This is a genomic window from Vreelandella subglaciescola, from assembly GCF_900142895.1.
GTDB lineage: Bacteria > Pseudomonadota > Gammaproteobacteria > Pseudomonadales > Halomonadaceae > Vreelandella > Vreelandella subglaciescola.
In genome coordinates this window covers 1,434,756-1,451,445 of record NZ_LT670847.1, presented here as the reverse complement: position 1 = coordinate 1,451,445, position 16,690 = coordinate 1,434,756, and the positions used below count along the sequence as shown (strand labels likewise).

The window sequence follows — 16,690 nt, the reverse complement described above, 5'->3', positions numbered from 1 at the left end:
GATCACTCCGAGAGAAAATCAGGTGGACATGATGACCAAGAGAAGAAATTTCAGCCCGGCATTTCGTCTGGAAGCGGCGCAACTTGTCGTTGATCAAGGCTATACGCTGAAGGCAGCTTGCGAGGCCATGGGGATAGGCAAAACCACCATGGAATCCTGGGTTCGCAAGCTACGCGTAGAGCGGGCAGGCAATGCGCCGCAAAAAGGTGAAGCGCTGACACCTGAGCAGCGTGAAATTCAGGATTTAAAGCGGCGGCTACGGCGATCTGAGGAAGAAAAGACCATCCTAAAAAAGGCTACCGCTCTCTTGATGTCCGACTCCCTGAGCAATTCTCGTTAATCGAGCGACTTGAAGAGAGCTATGCGGTGCAGCGCTTGTGTAGCGTATTTGGGGTGCACCGCAGCAGTTACCGCGCATGGCGTAACAGAAATACGGTACCAAGCCAGGAAGAGCGAGCCCTGCTGCAGCGAATCGTCGATACCCATGCAGCCAGCAAGGGCTCTGCAGGGGCGCGGAGCATTGCCAAGATGGTGACCCAAGCAGGAGTGCCGCTGAGCCGCTACCGTGCCGGAAAACGGATGAAACGGCTTGGGTTGGCGAGCACACAGCCGCCGCGCCATGCCTACAAAAAGGCGATGCAGCCGCACCTGGCTATTCCGAATCGGCTCGACCGGCAGTTCGATGTAAAGACGCCCAACAAGGCTTGGACTGGTGACATCACCTATATTTGGACTGGATCACGCTGGGCGTATTTGGCGGTGGTTATTGACCTTTTTTCACGCAAGCCGGTGGGCTGGGCGATGTCGCCGTCACCGGACACAGAGCTCGTTAACAAGGCGTTGATGATGGCGTATGAATCTCGCCATGAACCCAAGAGCGTTCTTTTTCATTCGGACCAAGGTTGCCAATACACCAGCCTGGGTTTCCGGCAATGCCTCTGGCGCTATCAGATGACACAGAGCCTGAGTCGCCGAGGGAATTGCTGGGATAATGCGCCAACGGAACGCTTTTTCAGAAGCCTGAAAACAGAGTGGGTACCAGCAACGGGCTATCTCGATATGGCGGCGGCGAAGCAATCCATCACTGAATATATAATCAGCTACTACAGCTGCCTCAGGCCGCACACACATAACGATGGGCTGCCACCGAATGCGGCAGAAACGACATACTGGAATGCTCAAAAGGCCGTGGCCAAAAACACTTGACCACTACACATATCCCTTATCCGCCACCACGTAGCGGCAACGCTTTCGAGGCCGCCCCCGGCACCCGGGCAGGTAGACGCTCTCCAAGGCGGAGATGAAGTGGCGGGAGTCAGCGTCTTGCCCAGGCGACAAGCTAAAGGTCAGGGGCCAACCGTGGCGATCACACACCAAATGAATTTTGGTCGTCAATCCGCCACGGCTGCGGCCCAGCGCATGATCTAACGGTTCGCTGGAGCCCCCTTTTTGCCGCCTCCCGAGGCAGCCCGCGTGGCGCGAATTGAAGTGGAGTCGACCATCCATGTGTCTAAATCCATGAGCCCATCTTCTCGCAGCTGGAGGTGCAGTCGCTCAAGAACGGCATCGAAGGTGCCATCATCACGCCAGTGACGAAAGCGATCATATACGGTGGTCCACGGGCCATAGCGCTCCGGCACATCTCGCCATTTAGCACCGGAGCACAGCACCCAAAAGATACCATTCAGTATTTGTTGATCATCCCGTCTAGGCCTTCCCATCCGCTGCGGCGGAGAGACAATATCTTCGATCAGCGACCACTTGTGGCTCGAGATTTCGTAACGACCTGCCATACGTCACCTATGCTGCTACGGTATGGGCAAACCTAGCAGTCTGTCGGACTTTCCGCCGCACCGTGAGATACTAACCGCTGTCACCCCGAACTGAGAACATCGCCATGAGCCGCTTTATCCCTGTGGACCGTCAGACCGATTACTTACTGCCGCCTTCGGTAGACGAGTGGTTGCCGGATGGCCACTTGGCGCGGTTCGTCGTCGATGTCGTCGAGCAACTGGACCTCTCAGCCCTGACTCGGCGTTACGCGGGCCGGGGCTCCAAGGCCCATCATCCCGCGGTACTGCTGAACCTGTTGGTCTACGGCTACGCTACCGGCGTGGTCTCCAGTCGCAAGATTGAGCGTGCCACCTATGACTCGGTGGCGTTTCGCTATTTGGCCGCCAACACCCACCCCGATCACGACACCCTGGCTACCTTTCGTCGGCGTTTTCTGCCGGAACTGGAGCAGCTGTTCGTTCAAGTTCTGCTGCTGGCCCGAGAAATGAAGCTACTCACGCTCGGCACCATCGCCTTGGACGGCACCAAACTCAACGCCAATGCCAGCAAGCACAAGGCATTGTCATATGGTCATGCCAAGAAACTGGAGGCGCAGTTCAAGGCTGAGGTGAAGGCGCTGACCCAGCGGGCTGCATCGGCGGACAAGGATGACGCGGCCGACGGCATGGATATTCCTGCCGAGATAGCCCGGCGTGAAGCACGCTTGGAAGCGATCGCCGTAGCGAAGACCAAGATCGAGGCTCGGGCCAAGGAGCGTGAGGCCGCTGAAAAAGCGGCCTACCAGGAAAAGGTGGCACGGCGTGATGCGCAGCGGAAGACGGGAAAGAAACCTCGCGGACGTGACCCTGAACCGCCAACAGGTGGCCCGCGTGACAAAGATCAGGTTAACCTTACTGATCCGCAGTCACGCATCATGCCGGTCACCGGCAAGGGCTTCGATCAATGCTATAACGCCCAGGCCGCAGTCGATACTGACAGCATGCTGGTGACTCATACCCATGTCACCCAAGCGACCAACGACAAACAGCAGGTCATGCCGCTACTGACGGCGTTGGCGAGACTCCCCGCACCGTTAGCAAAACCAGACCACTTACTGGCCGATACCGGCTACTTCAGTGCTGCCAATGTTCAAGCCTGCCACGACCACCGTATCAAGCCTCTGATAGCAATGAAGCGCGATGTCCACCATCCCCCGGTCCTTGAGCGCTTTGCCGCTGACCCGCCTACTCCAGCGAGCAAGGAGCCTGTTGAGCAAATGGCACACCACTTGAAGACACAGGCGGGGCGAGCGCTTTACGCGTTGCGTAAACATACCGTGGAACCGGTCTTCGGGATCATTAAACACGTGATGGGGTTCCGGCAGGTCTCGCTGCGAGGGCTGGAGAATGTCAGCGGTGAGTGGCGGCTGGTCACCATGGCATGGAACATTAAACGGATGCACCGGTTGGCAGCGGGCTGAGGCGCGTAGCGCTCAGCCGGTAACGACGGATAATCACCTCGCAGAGTAGAAGCCGAGGGGCAGGTTAAGGGTCATATACCATCACCAACATAAGGGATGGTTGAAAGACCTACGTCTCAATGCCTTTATCAACATCAAGTCCGACAGACTGCTAGGGCTGGGCTTTACCGTACTACCGCAGTTCGCTCGTGAAGCCTTTGCGCGCCCCGAGGCGATTCGGGTGGTGACTGGCGAACCCATGGTGGTAGATACGCTGTGGCTATTGCACCGGGCCGAGTGGCCACTCTCGGCGAGGGCCGGACGAGTACTCGATGCCCTCAAGCCGACATTGGGAGGCCCGCTTTAACGGTCGTTCTCTTTACGTCTTGGCCGCTAGGTGTCGGATTCCGCATGATCACTGAGTTTGAGAGCATTTGGAATGCTATCAAGGTCATGCCAAATTTCGGCCATTTCAGCACGATTGAACAGGGCAATCGCATGACCTGAATCGTTCGTATTTGAATCCTGTCGCGTGAACAGGTATAGCTGGGGCTTTGGTCAACGATTCCTTATGTCTCATTCTCCGCAGTCCATGCTGGAGGTCTTCGCCGGTGTTACCGATCCACGTCATCCCAACAGGGTCCAACATGCCTTGCCGGAAGTCCTCACGGTCGCCGCCTGCGGCATCCTCGTCGGCGCCGACACGTTCAAGGAGATCGAACTCTGGGCCCAGGAGAAGCGTGCCTGGCTCCAACACTACCTGCGCTTGCCCAATGGCATTCCCTCTCACGATACCTTCGCACGTCTCTTCGGCCTGATGGATCCTCAGGCGTTCGAAGCCGCCTTCCGCGACTGGGTGGACGGTGTGTTGCCCGGGGTTTCGCCCCAGGTCGCGGCACTGGATGGCAAGACCAGCCGGCGCTCGGCCAAGGCTTGTGAAGGCCCGTTACACCTGGTCAGTGCGTTCGCGGCGGATGCTGGCGTCATCCTCGGCCAGCAGGCGACCGCCACCAAGTCGAACGAGAAAACGGCGATCCCCGAGCTGCTGGCGTCCCTGGCACTCAAAGGCTGCATCGTGACGATCGATGCCATGGGGACACAGCCCAGCATTGCGCAGGCCATCCGTGACCGTCAGGCGGACTATGTGCTGGCCGTCAAGGACAATCAGCCCCAGCTCAAGACCGCGATCGAGGACTTCTTCGACCTGTTCCAGTCAGCACCCGCGGACAAGACGCCGCACCAGGTCAGCGAAACGGTCAACAAGGATCACGGGCGACTGGAAACGCGTCGCTGCTATGTGTTCGATGCCCTCGCGTGTCTATCCCATCCGGAACGATGGCCCGACCTGCGCTGTTTTGCCGTCGTCGAGTCGAGCTGTGAGCGGCAAGGCAAGGTGACGCGGGAACGGCGTTACTACCTCAGCAGCCTAGGCCCCGATGCCGAGCAGCTGGCCAAGGCGGTACGCCAACACTGGGGCATCGAGAACCGGGTACACTGGTGTCTGGACGTGACCTTTGGCGATGACCAGATGCGAGCCCGCACAGCCCATGCCGCCCACAACCTGGCGATTCTAAAGCGCTTGACGCTGAATTTAATTCGTCTGGACCCGGTCAAACGCGAGGGCAGTTTCAAGACCAAGCGGATCATCGCCGCCACATCCGACGCGTACCGGGCACACCTGCTGGGCCTCGAATGAGAATAGTTCGCCTCATGCGATTGCCCTGCACGATTGAAGATTTTGGGCCCAGCGTGGGCGCAAGGTGGGCACAGAGGGATTTTAAAAGGCAGACAAAAAAATGAGGATCAGTAAATTATTGATTTTACTATAAAAGTAGTGGTATCAGGGCCGCCTGTGTGAAAACAAGAGCAAACCGATGACCTTCAAGTTAGACGCACACACGCAATAAAAAGCCGGCTCTCAAAAGAACCGGCTTTTCAATGTTTGGTAGCGGGAGACCGGATTTGAACCGATGACCTTCGGGTTATGAGGCTGATATACCTAGCTGGCACCATTTGTCGTTAATCAACGTTATGCACCTGTAGAGCCTATGGTTGATGGGCTTTCTGTGTTTTCTCACAAGGCATTGAGGTGGGTTAATGTCAATTTACCACCATGAGTTTTGTCACAAAAATACGGCTCTTCGACGTTGGGTGTGGAATTCACCCCCTGAACTGGACCAAAATATGGCCTCCACAACGACAGGAGGCACCCAGATTCTGACCCTCGGCTTGGGCCTTGAAGCGCCCTGGATTCTCAAGGACCAGCACCTGGATACGCCGTGTCACCCCATCGCTTGGACCTCACCGTCGAGGCAGAACGTGGCAGCCTTTACCCTTGCCCCGAGTGTAGTGAAGCTTGCCCGGCCCATGATTTCATCCGCAAGATTTGGCGGCACCTAAACTTCTTTCAACATCACTGCTATCTGCATGCGCGGGTGCCGCGCACCAAGTGCCCCACGCACGGCATTAAGCGGATCGAAGTACCCTGGGCCCGCCCCGGTAGCGACTTCACCCTGTTGTTTGAACAGGCCGCCATGGCCCTGATCAGGGAGATGCCGGTGCTCGCCGCCGTCCGGCTGATCGAGATCACCGACAAGCGGCTATGGCGCATCGTGTATCACTATGTCGGATGCATACTCGATCAACTGGACCTCTCTCAGGTCAAGTCCGTTGGACTTGATGAAACGGCAGCCAAACGCGGTCATCGTTATGTCACCGTGTTCCTGGACATGCAACGCAAGACGGTAGAACGCACAGCGTCGAAGTTTCCCTGTGTACAGTTGCGCCGGTGGGGAGCGACATGAGTGACGGACGACCGAGCCAAAGGCTCCTCGGCCACGACCCGGTTTGCGTGGCGGCGATCGCCGTTGATGAACACAACCTCAAAAAGCCGGGAGGATGACAGCTATGGCGACGACGGTATTGATCTATTACGATTTCCGCATGCTCGGTCACAATCCACACGGCTGGGACCCTGGCCGTCCCGAATGGACCGACGCCGTCAAGGCGATGATTGAGCTGCAATATCCCAACAGCAACCTGGACACCTATAGGCACCCGGAACGTCCGGAGCGCCTGACCGCGATCGTCGATTCGCTGCTTCTCGAGCCCATCGACGGCGTGCGCTGGATGCTCCTGGCCCCGGCCAGCGCCACCCAGCTTGAGCGGGCACATGACGCGGCCTATGTGGCCCATGTCGAATCGCTGGACGGTCAATCCGGCTGGCTGGCCAAGGACACGACCGCAGTATCGCCTGGCAGCGTGACAGCGGCCCGCCTGGCGGCCGGCGCCGGGATCGGCGCGATCGAAGCTATCGCCGCCGGTGAAGCCCGGCGAGCGTTCTGTATCGTGCGCCCGCCGGGCCACCATGCTCCGGCCGACCGTGCCCGGGGTTTTTGCCTATATAACAATCTGGCGGTCACCGCGGCGCATGCACGCAAAGCGCTGGGCTATGACCGGGTCATGATCTGGGACCTGGACATGCACCACGGCAACGGCACCGAGGCCATTTTCTATGACGATCCCAATGTGCTGGTGGTTGATAGCCACTGCGCGGCACCGTTCTACCCGGGCTCCGGCCTGTTGGCCGAAACCGGCGCCGGAGCGGGTGCTGGTTACAACCTCAACGTACCGCTACCGGTGGGTAGTGGCAACGCCACGCTGCAGGCTGTGTTTGAGCAGGTGGTACGTCCGGCGGCGCGCGCATTCCGGCCTGAAATTCTGCTGATATCAACCGGCTTCGACTGTCATTACCTCGACATGGTCTGCGCCATGGACGAAACCGGCTATGCCGCCGTCACCCAGAGTATATGCGCCCTGGCCGATGAGCTCTGCGATGGCCGACTGGTGATGATGCTGGAAGGCGGCTACAACGCGAAGGCATTGGCCGACAGTGCCTATGCGGTGATCGAGGCGCTGGCGGGGAATCCGGTGAGTGCGCTCAACGTACTGCCGGACGACCCAGGTGCTGCGGCCGTGGCCGACGCAGCAACCTTCCATGCCAAAGCCATCGGCGCACTGGCCCCCGGACAGGCCGGCGACGCCAACACAGAGAATTGAGAGAAATGGGCGTCGTCACCGTGCGGAGCGCCCATAACCCGGCAGACTGCATAGGCGACGGGTGAGTCTATGGACTTCGTCAGCCACATTGCCTAACGTATATGAATAGGCGCCAACCGTTACTCTAACGCACGGATAGACGGCGCTAATTGTTTCTTTCGTCCGGAGCCTGTCTATGAAAGATGTTACTTCTACCCATTCTCGCCGACGCCAGGCGTCGCGACCATCCTATTTCAAAGCTGCCGTACTAACCCTCGTCATGCAGGCTTCATTGCTCACTTCTGCAGGAGGTGCTGACACCGAAGTGCCGTGGGAGTCATTCACCGCCACCACACTGACCTATGAGAAGGTCGACAGCAGTCTTCTGCTTGGTCAGCCGACGCTACTCATCATCACGCCATCCAGGGCTGCAGGGGACTCCACGAAGGCGTGGACGCAAGCCCTGAGAAAGACGCTAGACGTCAAGGCACTGCGTATTCGTGCCGTGCTGACGATCGATCTGCCATTCTTCATGTCCGAAGAGGATGCCATTGGCCTTGCCAGAGAAGCGGTGCCGGAACGCTACTATGATCAGACCTGGATTCTCGATTCGCAGCTCATGGAAGAGGCACTCGATATTCCCGCTGCGAGCAAGCTTGCAGCTGTCCTGATTCTGGATGCTTCCGGGACCATCATAGCTCGGGTCCATGGACGGCTTACCGACCAGCGGCTCGAGGTGATCGTCCGTGCCGTGAACGTAATGTTAAATCCGGCCGAAGGGCGTTTAGAAGGCGCATAGAAACAAAAAAGGCAGACCAGTAAGTAACTGATCTGCCTCTCGAAATAGTGGTAGCGGGGACCGGATTTGAACCGATGACCTTCGGGTTATGAGCCCGACGAGCTACCAGACTGCTCCACCCCGCATCAACTGAGACGCATACTACGTTATTTTCCCGTTATGTCAAACCTTTTGTGCACACAATCTCTTGATTGGCGTTAGCGCGTCTATTATTCATGGGGCACGTGGTGGTCGGTAAGCCTTAGCAGCAGGGCGTCGAGGGTGTTGACCGTATCGTCCCACAGGGTCTGGGGCATGGGGCCAAGCGCGAGCAGGGCGGTGAGAATGCCGCTGAGCTCGTTGGCGCGGCTGCGCTCTTGGCTAATCCCGTCGTTCAGGCGCTCGACATGAATCGCCAGGCGCAGCGGCTCGTCGCTTGCCTGTACCTGGCCGGTGGCCAGCAGTGACAGGTGAACGCGCAGACGGGCGAGGCGATCGCGCTGCTTTTCATGGGCGTCGGCGTCAAAGCCGGTGGCCTGCGGGCGGCTGGCATTGCGCTGGTGATGCGCATGGCTAAATCGTGGCGGAAGCGGTGCGCCGAGTATGCGTTGGGCATCCACGTTGTGGCCTGGCTTGCCATCAAGCGCTTGTTGGTCAGCCGCAAGGTGGGCGTTGAGTAGCGGCACGCTATGCTGCCACTGGGCAATCACGGCGTTGATCTCCAGCTGGCCAAGCCGCTCGCGGCGCGCGCGGGCAATGCCGTTCAGGCGTTTTTGCATGCCTTCGCTGCGGCGGCCACGCGGCAGCGGTTCAAGGGCTGCGGCCTGTTTGAGCAAGGCATCCAGCGTGGCAACATCGGCAGCGCTTTCGGGCTGCCAGGCATCCATGCGGTCAAGCAGTGCCTGCATGTCGTCCAGGCGTTGTTGCTGACGCTCCGCGCGCTCGTTCTTGTGCGCGTCGCGCTCGGCGAACAGGCGGTCGCAGGCGCGACGGAAGGCGTGCCACAGAGTTTGTTCGTCGCCTTTGGGTGCGCGGCCCAGTGCGCGCCATTGCTGCTGAAGGACTTTGGCCTGAGCGGTGCGCGCTTCAAGCGGCTCGCTGCTGTTGGTCAATGCCTGAGCCTGCTCCACCAGCGCACGTTTTTGCGCGGCAATATGTTTGGCGCGCTGGTCAATCAGCGCCTGCAAGCGGTGGCGTACATGGCCAAACCGCCGCCCTACGGCTTCTGACTGCTGGCGTGGCACGGGGGAATACTCGCGCCACTGGTGGCGCGAGCGGTCGCGAATCTGGCGCAGCGCATCAGGGTCAGCGTCTTCGGCGGGCTGTTCAAGCAGTTTTTCCAGCTGTTCGCAAAGCGCTTCGCGGGCGGCCAGATTAGTACTGCGCTGCTGGGTGAGTGTGTCGCGCCACGGCGTCAGGCGCTGGTGAATGCGGTCGGAGGCAGTGCGAAAGCGGCGTGAGAGTTCGCGCGTTGCGGCAGCGTCGCCCAATGCTTTCCAGTCCTTGATCAGTTGGCGGTGGCGGCGATCCAGCGCGACGTCCATCAGCTGCGTGTTGGCGGCAAGGGCTTCAATGCCGGCGCACAGCTGCTCGCGTTTGGGGCCAGCAACAAAGCCGCGCCAGTCGCGCAGCTCCGCCAGCCGTGCGCCAAGGTGCTTAAGCCGCGTTTTGAGCGCTGCACCATTGGCATCGTGCAGCGCGTCAACGTGGGGTTTCAGCCGCTGATGCAATCGGCTGGCATCGGTAAACGCGCCGTGTTCCAGCTGTTGTTCGAGCGTGTCGAGCTCGTGGCGTAGCGTATCCAGCGCGGCTGTCGGTTCGAGGCGTTGGGCAGCGCTTCCGGCCCCGGGTTTCTTGAGTGCGTCAAGGCTTTCGCGAGCGCGCGCGAGCAGCGCCGGCGGCGGTAGCGCGTTCGGCCATTGGCAGGCGCCGGCCAGCTTGGTCAGCAGGTTGGCGTCAGCGTTATCGAGCGCGGCCTGCAGGTCGGTACTAGCGTCAATATAGCGCTGCCAGGCGGCGGCGTAGTGTTCGTAGCGCTTAACGATCTGGGCGTAGCGTTCACGGGTGGCGTCGCTTGGTGGATGAATATCGGAAAGCGCCTGCCAACGTTGCCCGGAAAGCCGACGCTCGGCGTGCAGACTGTCGATATCCTGAGCGCCCAGAGTTGGGCCGCCGCACACGCCGTCAAGGCTTTCTGCAAACGCATCGAGCAGCGCTTCACGCTCGTTTTCAGCGGTCTGCTGGCGCTCTGCTTGCCACTGGCGGGCGTGTTCTTCGGCGGCGCGATCGTGGAGCGTTTTATCACAGCGCAGCACGGCCTGTTGGTAGCGTGCTTCTTGCTCTGAGCTGGGTAATTTGGAGAGTGCGTTCCATGCGCTTTTCAGGTGGCGCAGGCGCGCCTCGTAACGCGGCTCCCAGACCCCGCGAGCGTGCCGCTCCAGCTGCTCAAGCAGCGTTTCACGGCGCTGTTGTTGTTGGTTGGCCCATTGAGCGTCAGCCTTCAGACGATTAAGGTGCTCGCGGGCAAGGCGCGTGACCTGACGGTCGCGGCGCGATTCTTTCAGCAGCTGCTTCAGGCCGGCTTCGCTTGAGACCCGTTCGGCAGCCGCCCGGCGCACCGCAGCCACGCGGTTGTGGCAGGCCTGATAGATAAGGTCGTTTTCGTGCTCAAGGCGGGCGAGGGCGGCAAGACGCAAATCCAGATTATCGCCTTCCAGTGCGACGCTTCTGAGCAGCGGCGTATCGTCAATATCGGCCAGCAGCGCCTGGCGTGTGGCGAGATCGCTATGCCCGTCGCGGCCGCTGAGCCGCCGGGTAAGCGTGTGTCGCCAGGCAGTATTATCGCGCTGTTCGGGAAGGGCGGCCACCAATCCATTGAGGTCATCCAGCGCGCTTAGCGCGGCAAGGCGAATGTCGGCCTCGCGGTCATGGGTGAGGGCTTCAAGGGCGCGGCGCTGATCGGCTCTGGCCGGGTCGAGTTGGTCCAGTGCCTGGCGGCGTATTTCGGCGCGCGGGTGCTGCCAGCGAGGGGCAAACAGGCGACGTAACAATCCTTGCATGTATCATCCTGCGAAAAAGGCCGAACGTGAAAAAAATAAGCCATCGGCAGTTGGTGGTTGCAGTTGCTGACGCTTAGCTTTGCGGTAACATGGTCGGCGTTGCGGAGAATGTCGTCCCTTCGCCTCGGCGCATACGGATGCGCTACCGTTCACCTTATCCCGCCTTATTCACCGGGCTGAGACAGAAAAGAAGATGGCGAGCAGTTTCTCTTGTAGAATCAATATGTTCCTAACCGAACTTGACTCAAGAGGACCACTCGCCATGGGTGAAAGCCTATCCCCCTGGACCCCGTCATGCAACGGGTCCATCCGCGTCGAGCTCAGCGGCCATCGCACCACCAGCGACAGCGGTGCTTTGCTGTTGCGTGAAGCCCTCGACAACAGCGGCATGATCGATGCGCTGGACGACCATCTGGTCGATCATCGCGACCCGGATCGCGTCCGCCACTCGTTAGCCAGCCAGCTGCGTACCCTGGTGCTGCAGCGTTCGATGGGCTGGATCGACCTCAGCGATACCGACACGCTCCGCCGTGACCCGCTCTGGCAGCTAGCCTGCAGTGATGCCCGCGGGACAACGCCGTTGGCTCAGGACCGGCCATCTCAAGCGACGCTGTCGCGGCTGCTGACGTGCCTGGGCCGCGACGACAATATCGATACCGTGCATGAGGGCCTGCTGCGGCTGGCGGTCTGGCGACTGACCTCGCTGGACGGCGGCGAACGCCCCGAGCATCTGACGCTGGACATCGACGGCTTGCCGATCGACGTCCACGGCCACCAGGGCGGTTCGGCGTTTCATGGACTTTACGGGGCCAGAATCTACTCGCCTTTGGTGGCCTCGCTGGCAGAGACCGGCGACATGGTGGGCGGTCTGCTGCGTGAAGGTAACGCCGGCCCAGCCGAGAATGCCGATACCTGGATCCCACATCTGGTGCGGCGACTCAACGAGAGCACCGGGGCCAAGGTCAAGGTACGCATCGACGCGGGTTTCACCGACAACGACACGCTTGAGGCGCTGGAAGATCGCGACATCGAGTATCTGGGCCGGTTGCGCAGTCATACGGGCCTGCAGACACTGGCAGCGCCACATCTGAAGCGGCCACGCGGCCGGCCCCCCGAGCAACCTCGGGAATGGTGCCATGACCTGGCGTACCAAGCCGGTACCTGGCCGGCGCCGCGGCGCGTGGTGCTGGTGGTACAAGAGCGGCCCGATGATCTGCTGCTGCATGCCTTCTTTTTGGTCACCAACCTCGGCAAGTTCAACTGGCCGCCGGAAAAGGTCCTGGCGCTTTATCGCAAGCGCGGCAGCGCCGAAGCCCACATGGGCGAGGTGAAGTCGGCGCTCGACCTGCATCTCTCCTCGACTGATCGCGGTGTCTCCACCGTCCAGGACGTCATGGCCCGCAACGAGGTAAACCTGCTGCTGACTCTCTGCGCTTATCAGGTGCTACACGGGCTGCGTTGCCTGTTGGAACGACAGACCCGGCAGGGCTGGAGCCTGAAGCGGATGCGCGAGCAGGTGCTTAAGGTGGCCGCCACGCTGACAGTGCACGCCCGGCGCATCACCGTGCACCTCGGCGATGCCGCCGATAAATGGTGGCCATCTTTACTGAAAGGGTTGCCGCGGCTGACGGCATTGACCTGACACGTCGCATTACTCAGCCTTTTCCAGCAGACAAAACGGCCACTATGGAGGCCGACGACCACGGCTGCGCCGTCACTCGAAACCAATGAACTTCAGTTATAAATATCACGGCATTGATACGATAAAGCTATGTGCTAATCGGCTACTCAGCGACCGTATGACATAAAAGCCGGTCGGTCCCGGTCACCACGGGACGTAAAACGCTCGTTCGGCGTCCTGATGAATAAGGCGGGCTTATCGATCCAGACATGGAGTTTCGGCCATGAGTCTCAACGTGGATAGTGCCGAAGAGGCCTTTACTTTTAAAGGCGGCATGCTGCCCATGACCGTGATGGAGCTTGGCAGTGCCGACCCGGAACGCATTCGCCAGCAGTTGGATAACAAGCTTACCCAGTCGCCCGCATTTTTCCAGCATACACCGGTTGTGCTGAGCGTGGAAAAGCTCGACGAGCCGCATCTGGCGCTTGAGCGTATCTGTGCGGTGTGCCGTGATCACAAGCTGTTGCCGGTGGCCGTGCGCGGCGGGGCAGACCCGGTGCGTCAGTCGGCCTGGGCACTGGGGCTTGGCTGGTTTGCGCCGGTAGAAGAGCAGCGCGCGCGGCGCTTGGCAAGCGTGGAAAAAACGCCCGCGACGGCGCCGGCTGATGCCGAGGCTCAAGTGCCCGAGCCGCCCGACGCGGCGCTCGCGAGCGTGACGCAAACGCGGCTGTATCGCGGCACGGTGCGTTCCGGCCAGCAAATAAGCGCCGCCGAGGGTGACCTGGTCGTCGTCGGTGCGGTAAACGCCGGGGCGGAAGTGCTGGCAGCGGGAAATATTCATGTATATGGCGCACTACGCGGACGCGCACTAGCGGGGATGCATGGCAATCTTGACGCCGGTATTTACTGTCGCGAATTAAATGCGGAGCTGTTATCCGTGGCAGGCAATTATAAGCGTTTGGAAGACCTTGACCCACAGCTGTTGGGCGAGCCGGTGGAAGTGCACTTTTATCAACAACAGCTTGAGATAAAGCCGCTAAGCTAACGCGAAAAATGCACACGCTTAGCTAGCGGACTATCGCTTTACTAAAGGATGTCAATCTTGGCCAAAATCATCGTAGTAACGTCAGGCAAAGGGGGGGTCGGTAAAACCACCAGTGCGGCTGCCATTTCTACCGGCCTTGCGCTGCGCGGTAAAAAGACCGTGGTTATCGACTTTGACGTGGGTTTGCGCAACCTTGATTTGATCATGGGCTGCGAGCGGCGCGTGGTGTATGACCTGGTCAACGTGATTCAGGGGGAAGCCGGGCTTAATCAGGCGCTGATCCGTGACAAGCGAGTGGAAAACCTGTTTATTCTGCCCGCCTCGCAAACCCGCGATAAAGATGCGCTGACCCGGGAAGGCATTGCCGATGTGCTGGCCAAGCTCAAGGAAGACTTTGACTATGTGCTGTGCGATTCGCCGGCGGGGATTGAAAGCGGCGCGCAGTTGGCGATGTACTTCGCCGACGAGGCGATTGTGGTGACCAATCCCGAAGTATCGTCGGTGCGCGACTCCGATCGTATTCTGGGGCTGCTGGCGGCCAAGACCCAGCGTGCCGAGCAAGGCGATGAGCCGATCAAGGAGCATCTGCTGATTACTCGCTATAACCCGAACCGGGTGACCAGCGGTGACATGCTCACCCTTGATGACATTCGCGAGATTCTGGCGGTAGACCTGCTGGGGCTGATTCCCGAGTCCGAGGCGGTACTGCGCGCGTCCAACCAGGGCGTGCCGGTGACCCACGATGAATCAAGCGATGCCGGCCAGGCCTACGCTGATACCGTATCGCGCCTGATCGGGGAAGATGTGCCGCTGCGCTTTCACGAAGTCCAGAAGAAAGGCCTGCTAACTCGCATGTTTGGAGGAGGTCGCCGGTGAAACTGTTAGAATTTTTAAAACGTGAGCGTAAAAAGTCGGCACCGGTGGCGAAAGAACGCCTGCAAATTATCGTGGCGCACCAGCGTAGCCAACGCGGCCAGCCGGACTACATGCCCAAGCTGGAGCGCGAGCTGGTAGAAGTCATCCGTCGTTACGTTGATATCGACAACGATGCCGTGCAGATTTCAATGGACAGCGAAGACAACTGCTCGGTGCTGGAGCTCAACGTTACCCTGCCCAAATCATAAGCGGAGCATGCTTTTTCATGGCGCCACCCAATGCCGCCCCGGCCAGCTTCTTGTGGCACGACTACGAAACGTTTGGTGCCGATGCGCGCCGCGACCGGCCGGCGCAGTTTGCCGCGATTCGCACGGATGCGGCGCTCAATGAAATCGGCGAGCCTGTCGAGCTCTATGCCCGGCCCGCCGATGACTATCTGCCGCATCCCACGGCGTGCCTGATTACCGGCATTACGCCACAAAAAGCCCGGCGTCACGGCCTGCCTGAGGCCGAATTTGCCGGCGAAGTGCTGCGTCACATGAGCGAGCCCGGCACCTGTGCGGTGGGCTACAACAGCCTGCGCTTCGACGATGAAATATCGCGCCATCTGTTTTATCGCAACCTGCTCGACCCCTACGCGCGCGAGTGGCAAAACGGCAATTCGCGCTGGGATTTGATCGACGTGGTGCGCGCGTTTTATGCGCTGCGCCCCGCGGGTATTGAATGGCCCAAGCGAGAAGATGGCGCCCCGAGCTTCAGGCTGGAAGCCCTGACCGCGGCCAACGGCATTGAGCACGCCAGCGCCCATGATGCGCTGACTGACGTGCGTGCCACCATTGCGCTGGCGCGATTGCTGCGCGAGAAAAACGCCAGTCTGTTCGATTACCTGCTGGGGCTACGCGGCAAACGCGCCGTGGCCAAGCAGCTGGATTTGCCAGGCGCCAAGCCGCTGCTACATATTTCCCGACGCTACCCGGCCAGCCGTGGCTGCAGTGCGCTGGTGGTGCCGCTTGCCGAACACCCGAGCAACCCCAACGGCGTGATCGTCTACGATTTAAGCGTTGACCCGAGCGAAATGCTGGCCCTGTCGCCCGCACAGATTCGCGAGCGCGTGTTCGTCAGTCAGGCCGATCTGAGCGAGGGCGAGACGCGCATTCCCCTCAAGGTGATCCACATTAACCGCTGCCCGGTGGTGTTTCCGGCGGGCTTTTTGAAAGATGTGGACGGGGCGCACAAGGGCGAGTACGGCGACATCGTCGCGCGGCTGGGGCTGAATATGGGCGCCTGCCGTAGCCACTGGAAAACCCTGCACGACGCACCCGGCGTGGCCGCCAAGGTCGCAGAGGTATTTGCCGACCCGGCGTACGGCGACGTGCGGGACCCCGACCTGATGCTGTATGCCGGCGGCTTTTTTTCATCCGCCGACCGCCAGCAGATGGAGCGCGTGCGCCAGACCCCGGCGTGGGATTTGGTCGGCCAGCGCTTTGCGTTTCAGGATCCGCGGTTGGAAGAAATGCTGTTTCGCTACCGTGCCCGAAGCTACCCCGAGACCTTGGAAGGCGAGGAGTTGGCACAGTGGGAAGCATTTCGCTGGGAGCGTTTGAATGACCCTACGACGGCCAGCTTTACTCTGAAAGCCTTTGCCCGGGAAATCGAGCACTACAACCAGCAGACGCTCGACGATCGCGAACGCCAGATACTCGAAGAGCTGGTAATGTACGTCGAAGGGATGCTGCCGGCGCAGGCGTTTGATGCTTGAGGTAGACCAAGAGGCCTGGCGGCCTCTATCGCCCGGTAAACCGGCCTCCTACGAAAACCCGAACGGTGCACTACGCCATTGTAGAAGTATAGGTATAGCCGGCCTCTTGCGAAAAGCTGATTGGTGCACCTGGCTGTTGTAGGAGGGCAGCGTTGCTGCGCGACCTCCTACGAAAACCCGAACGGCGCATTGCGCCATTGTAGAAGTACAGGTATAGCCGGCCTCTTGCGAAAAGCTGATTGGTGCACCTGGCTGTTGTAGGAGGGCAGCGTTGCTGCGCGA

General features: G+C 60.1%; 12 protein-coding genes, 1 tRNA gene and 2 pseudogenes. 12 read left to right on the top strand and 3 right to left on the bottom strand.

All coding sequences use genetic code 11. The features are described from left to right. The first annotated feature begins 31 nt into the window (after window positions 1-31). Window positions 32-1,206 (top strand): IS3 family transposase gene (locus B5495_RS06735; protein WP_154045297.1). Its coding sequence is split into 2 segments (ribosomal slippage): window positions 32-287 and window positions 287-1,206, totalling 1,176 coding nucleotides; the frame shifts between segments, so codons are not numbered across the junction. Window positions 1,207-1,215: 9 nt separating this feature from the next. Here the strand turns inward: B5495_RS06735 and B5495_RS14925 are convergent. Further along, window positions 1,216-1,793 (bottom strand): annotated as a pseudogene (locus B5495_RS14925) (IS5 family transposase); the annotation flags it as partial. A 104-nt stretch (window positions 1,794-1,897) separates the two neighbouring features. Here B5495_RS14925 and B5495_RS06725 point away from each other — a divergent pair. From B5495_RS06725 to B5495_RS06700, 6 genes and pseudogenes are all read left to right on the top strand, one after another. Beyond that, window positions 1,898-3,253, top strand: coding sequence for an IS1182 family transposase (locus B5495_RS06725; RefSeq protein WP_079551616.1), 1,356 nt, complete (start codon window positions 1,898-1,900; stop codon window positions 3,251-3,253). 100 nt (window positions 3,254-3,353) lie between these two features. Continuing rightward, window positions 3,354-3,599 (top strand): type 2 periplasmic-binding domain-containing protein, encoded by a 246-nt coding sequence (locus B5495_RS06720; RefSeq protein ID WP_231897246.1) that lies wholly within the window; start codon window positions 3,354-3,356, stop codon window positions 3,597-3,599. Window positions 3,600-3,803: 204 nt separating this feature from the next. Beyond that, window positions 3,804-4,928, top strand: coding sequence for an ISAs1 family transposase (locus B5495_RS06715; RefSeq protein ID WP_079552379.1), 1,125 nt, complete (start codon window positions 3,804-3,806; stop codon window positions 4,926-4,928). 488 nt (window positions 4,929-5,416) lie between these two features. Beyond that, window positions 5,417-5,976: pseudogene (locus tag B5495_RS06710) on the top strand (helix-turn-helix domain-containing protein); the annotation flags it as partial. 163 nt (window positions 5,977-6,139) lie between these two features. Continuing rightward, window positions 6,140-7,291, top strand: coding sequence for a histone deacetylase family protein (locus tag B5495_RS06705; RefSeq protein WP_079552378.1), 1,152 nt, complete (start codon window positions 6,140-6,142; stop codon window positions 7,289-7,291). A 175-nt stretch (window positions 7,292-7,466) separates the two neighbouring features. Then, the gene (locus B5495_RS06700; protein WP_154045235.1) at window positions 7,467-8,069 is read left to right on the top strand and encodes a hypothetical protein; all 603 of its coding nucleotides are present in this window, start codon (window positions 7,467-7,469) and stop codon (window positions 8,067-8,069) included. A 48-nt stretch (window positions 8,070-8,117) separates the two neighbouring features. Here B5495_RS06700 and B5495_RS06695 read toward each other — a convergent pair. Together B5495_RS06695 and B5495_RS06690 are read right to left on the bottom strand one after the other, a co-directional pair. Next, a tRNA-Met gene (locus B5495_RS06695) sits at window positions 8,118-8,194 on the bottom strand. A gap of 84 nt (window positions 8,195-8,278) precedes the next feature. Then, window positions 8,279-11,107 (bottom strand): DUF349 domain-containing protein, encoded by a 2,829-nt coding sequence (locus B5495_RS06690; RefSeq protein WP_079552374.1) that lies wholly within the window; start codon window positions 11,105-11,107, stop codon window positions 8,279-8,281. 223 nt (window positions 11,108-11,330) lie between these two features. Here B5495_RS06690 and B5495_RS06685 point away from each other — a divergent pair, with 223 nt between their 5' ends. From B5495_RS06685 to sbcB, 5 genes are all read left to right on the top strand, one after another. Further along, window positions 11,331-12,749 carry an IS1380 family transposase gene (locus tag B5495_RS06685; protein WP_079550240.1) on the top strand — a complete coding sequence of 473 codons (1,419 nt, stop codon included), beginning with the start codon at window positions 11,331-11,333 and terminating at the stop codon, window positions 12,747-12,749. A gap of 262 nt (window positions 12,750-13,011) precedes the next feature. Continuing rightward, window positions 13,012-13,773: a septum site-determining protein MinC gene (minC, locus tag B5495_RS06680; RefSeq protein WP_079552372.1), complete on the top strand. Its 762-nt coding sequence runs from the start codon at window positions 13,012-13,014 to the stop codon at window positions 13,771-13,773. A 57-nt stretch (window positions 13,774-13,830) separates the two neighbouring features. Then, window positions 13,831-14,649 (top strand): septum site-determining protein MinD, encoded by an 819-nt coding sequence (gene minD / locus B5495_RS06675; RefSeq protein ID WP_079552371.1) that lies wholly within the window; start codon window positions 13,831-13,833, stop codon window positions 14,647-14,649. Next, on the top strand, window positions 14,646-14,897 hold the full coding sequence (minE, locus tag B5495_RS06670) for a cell division topological specificity factor MinE (RefSeq protein ID WP_079552369.1): 252 nt from the start codon (window positions 14,646-14,648) through the stop codon (window positions 14,895-14,897). Before minD ends, minE begins: the two co-directional genes overlap by 4 nt. A 17-nt stretch (window positions 14,898-14,914) precedes the next feature. Further along, window positions 14,915-16,408 carry an exodeoxyribonuclease I gene (gene sbcB, locus B5495_RS06665; protein ID WP_079552367.1) on the top strand — a complete coding sequence of 498 codons (1,494 nt, stop codon included), beginning with the start codon at window positions 14,915-14,917 and terminating at the stop codon, window positions 16,406-16,408. Window positions 16,409-16,690 lie beyond the last annotated feature (282 nt).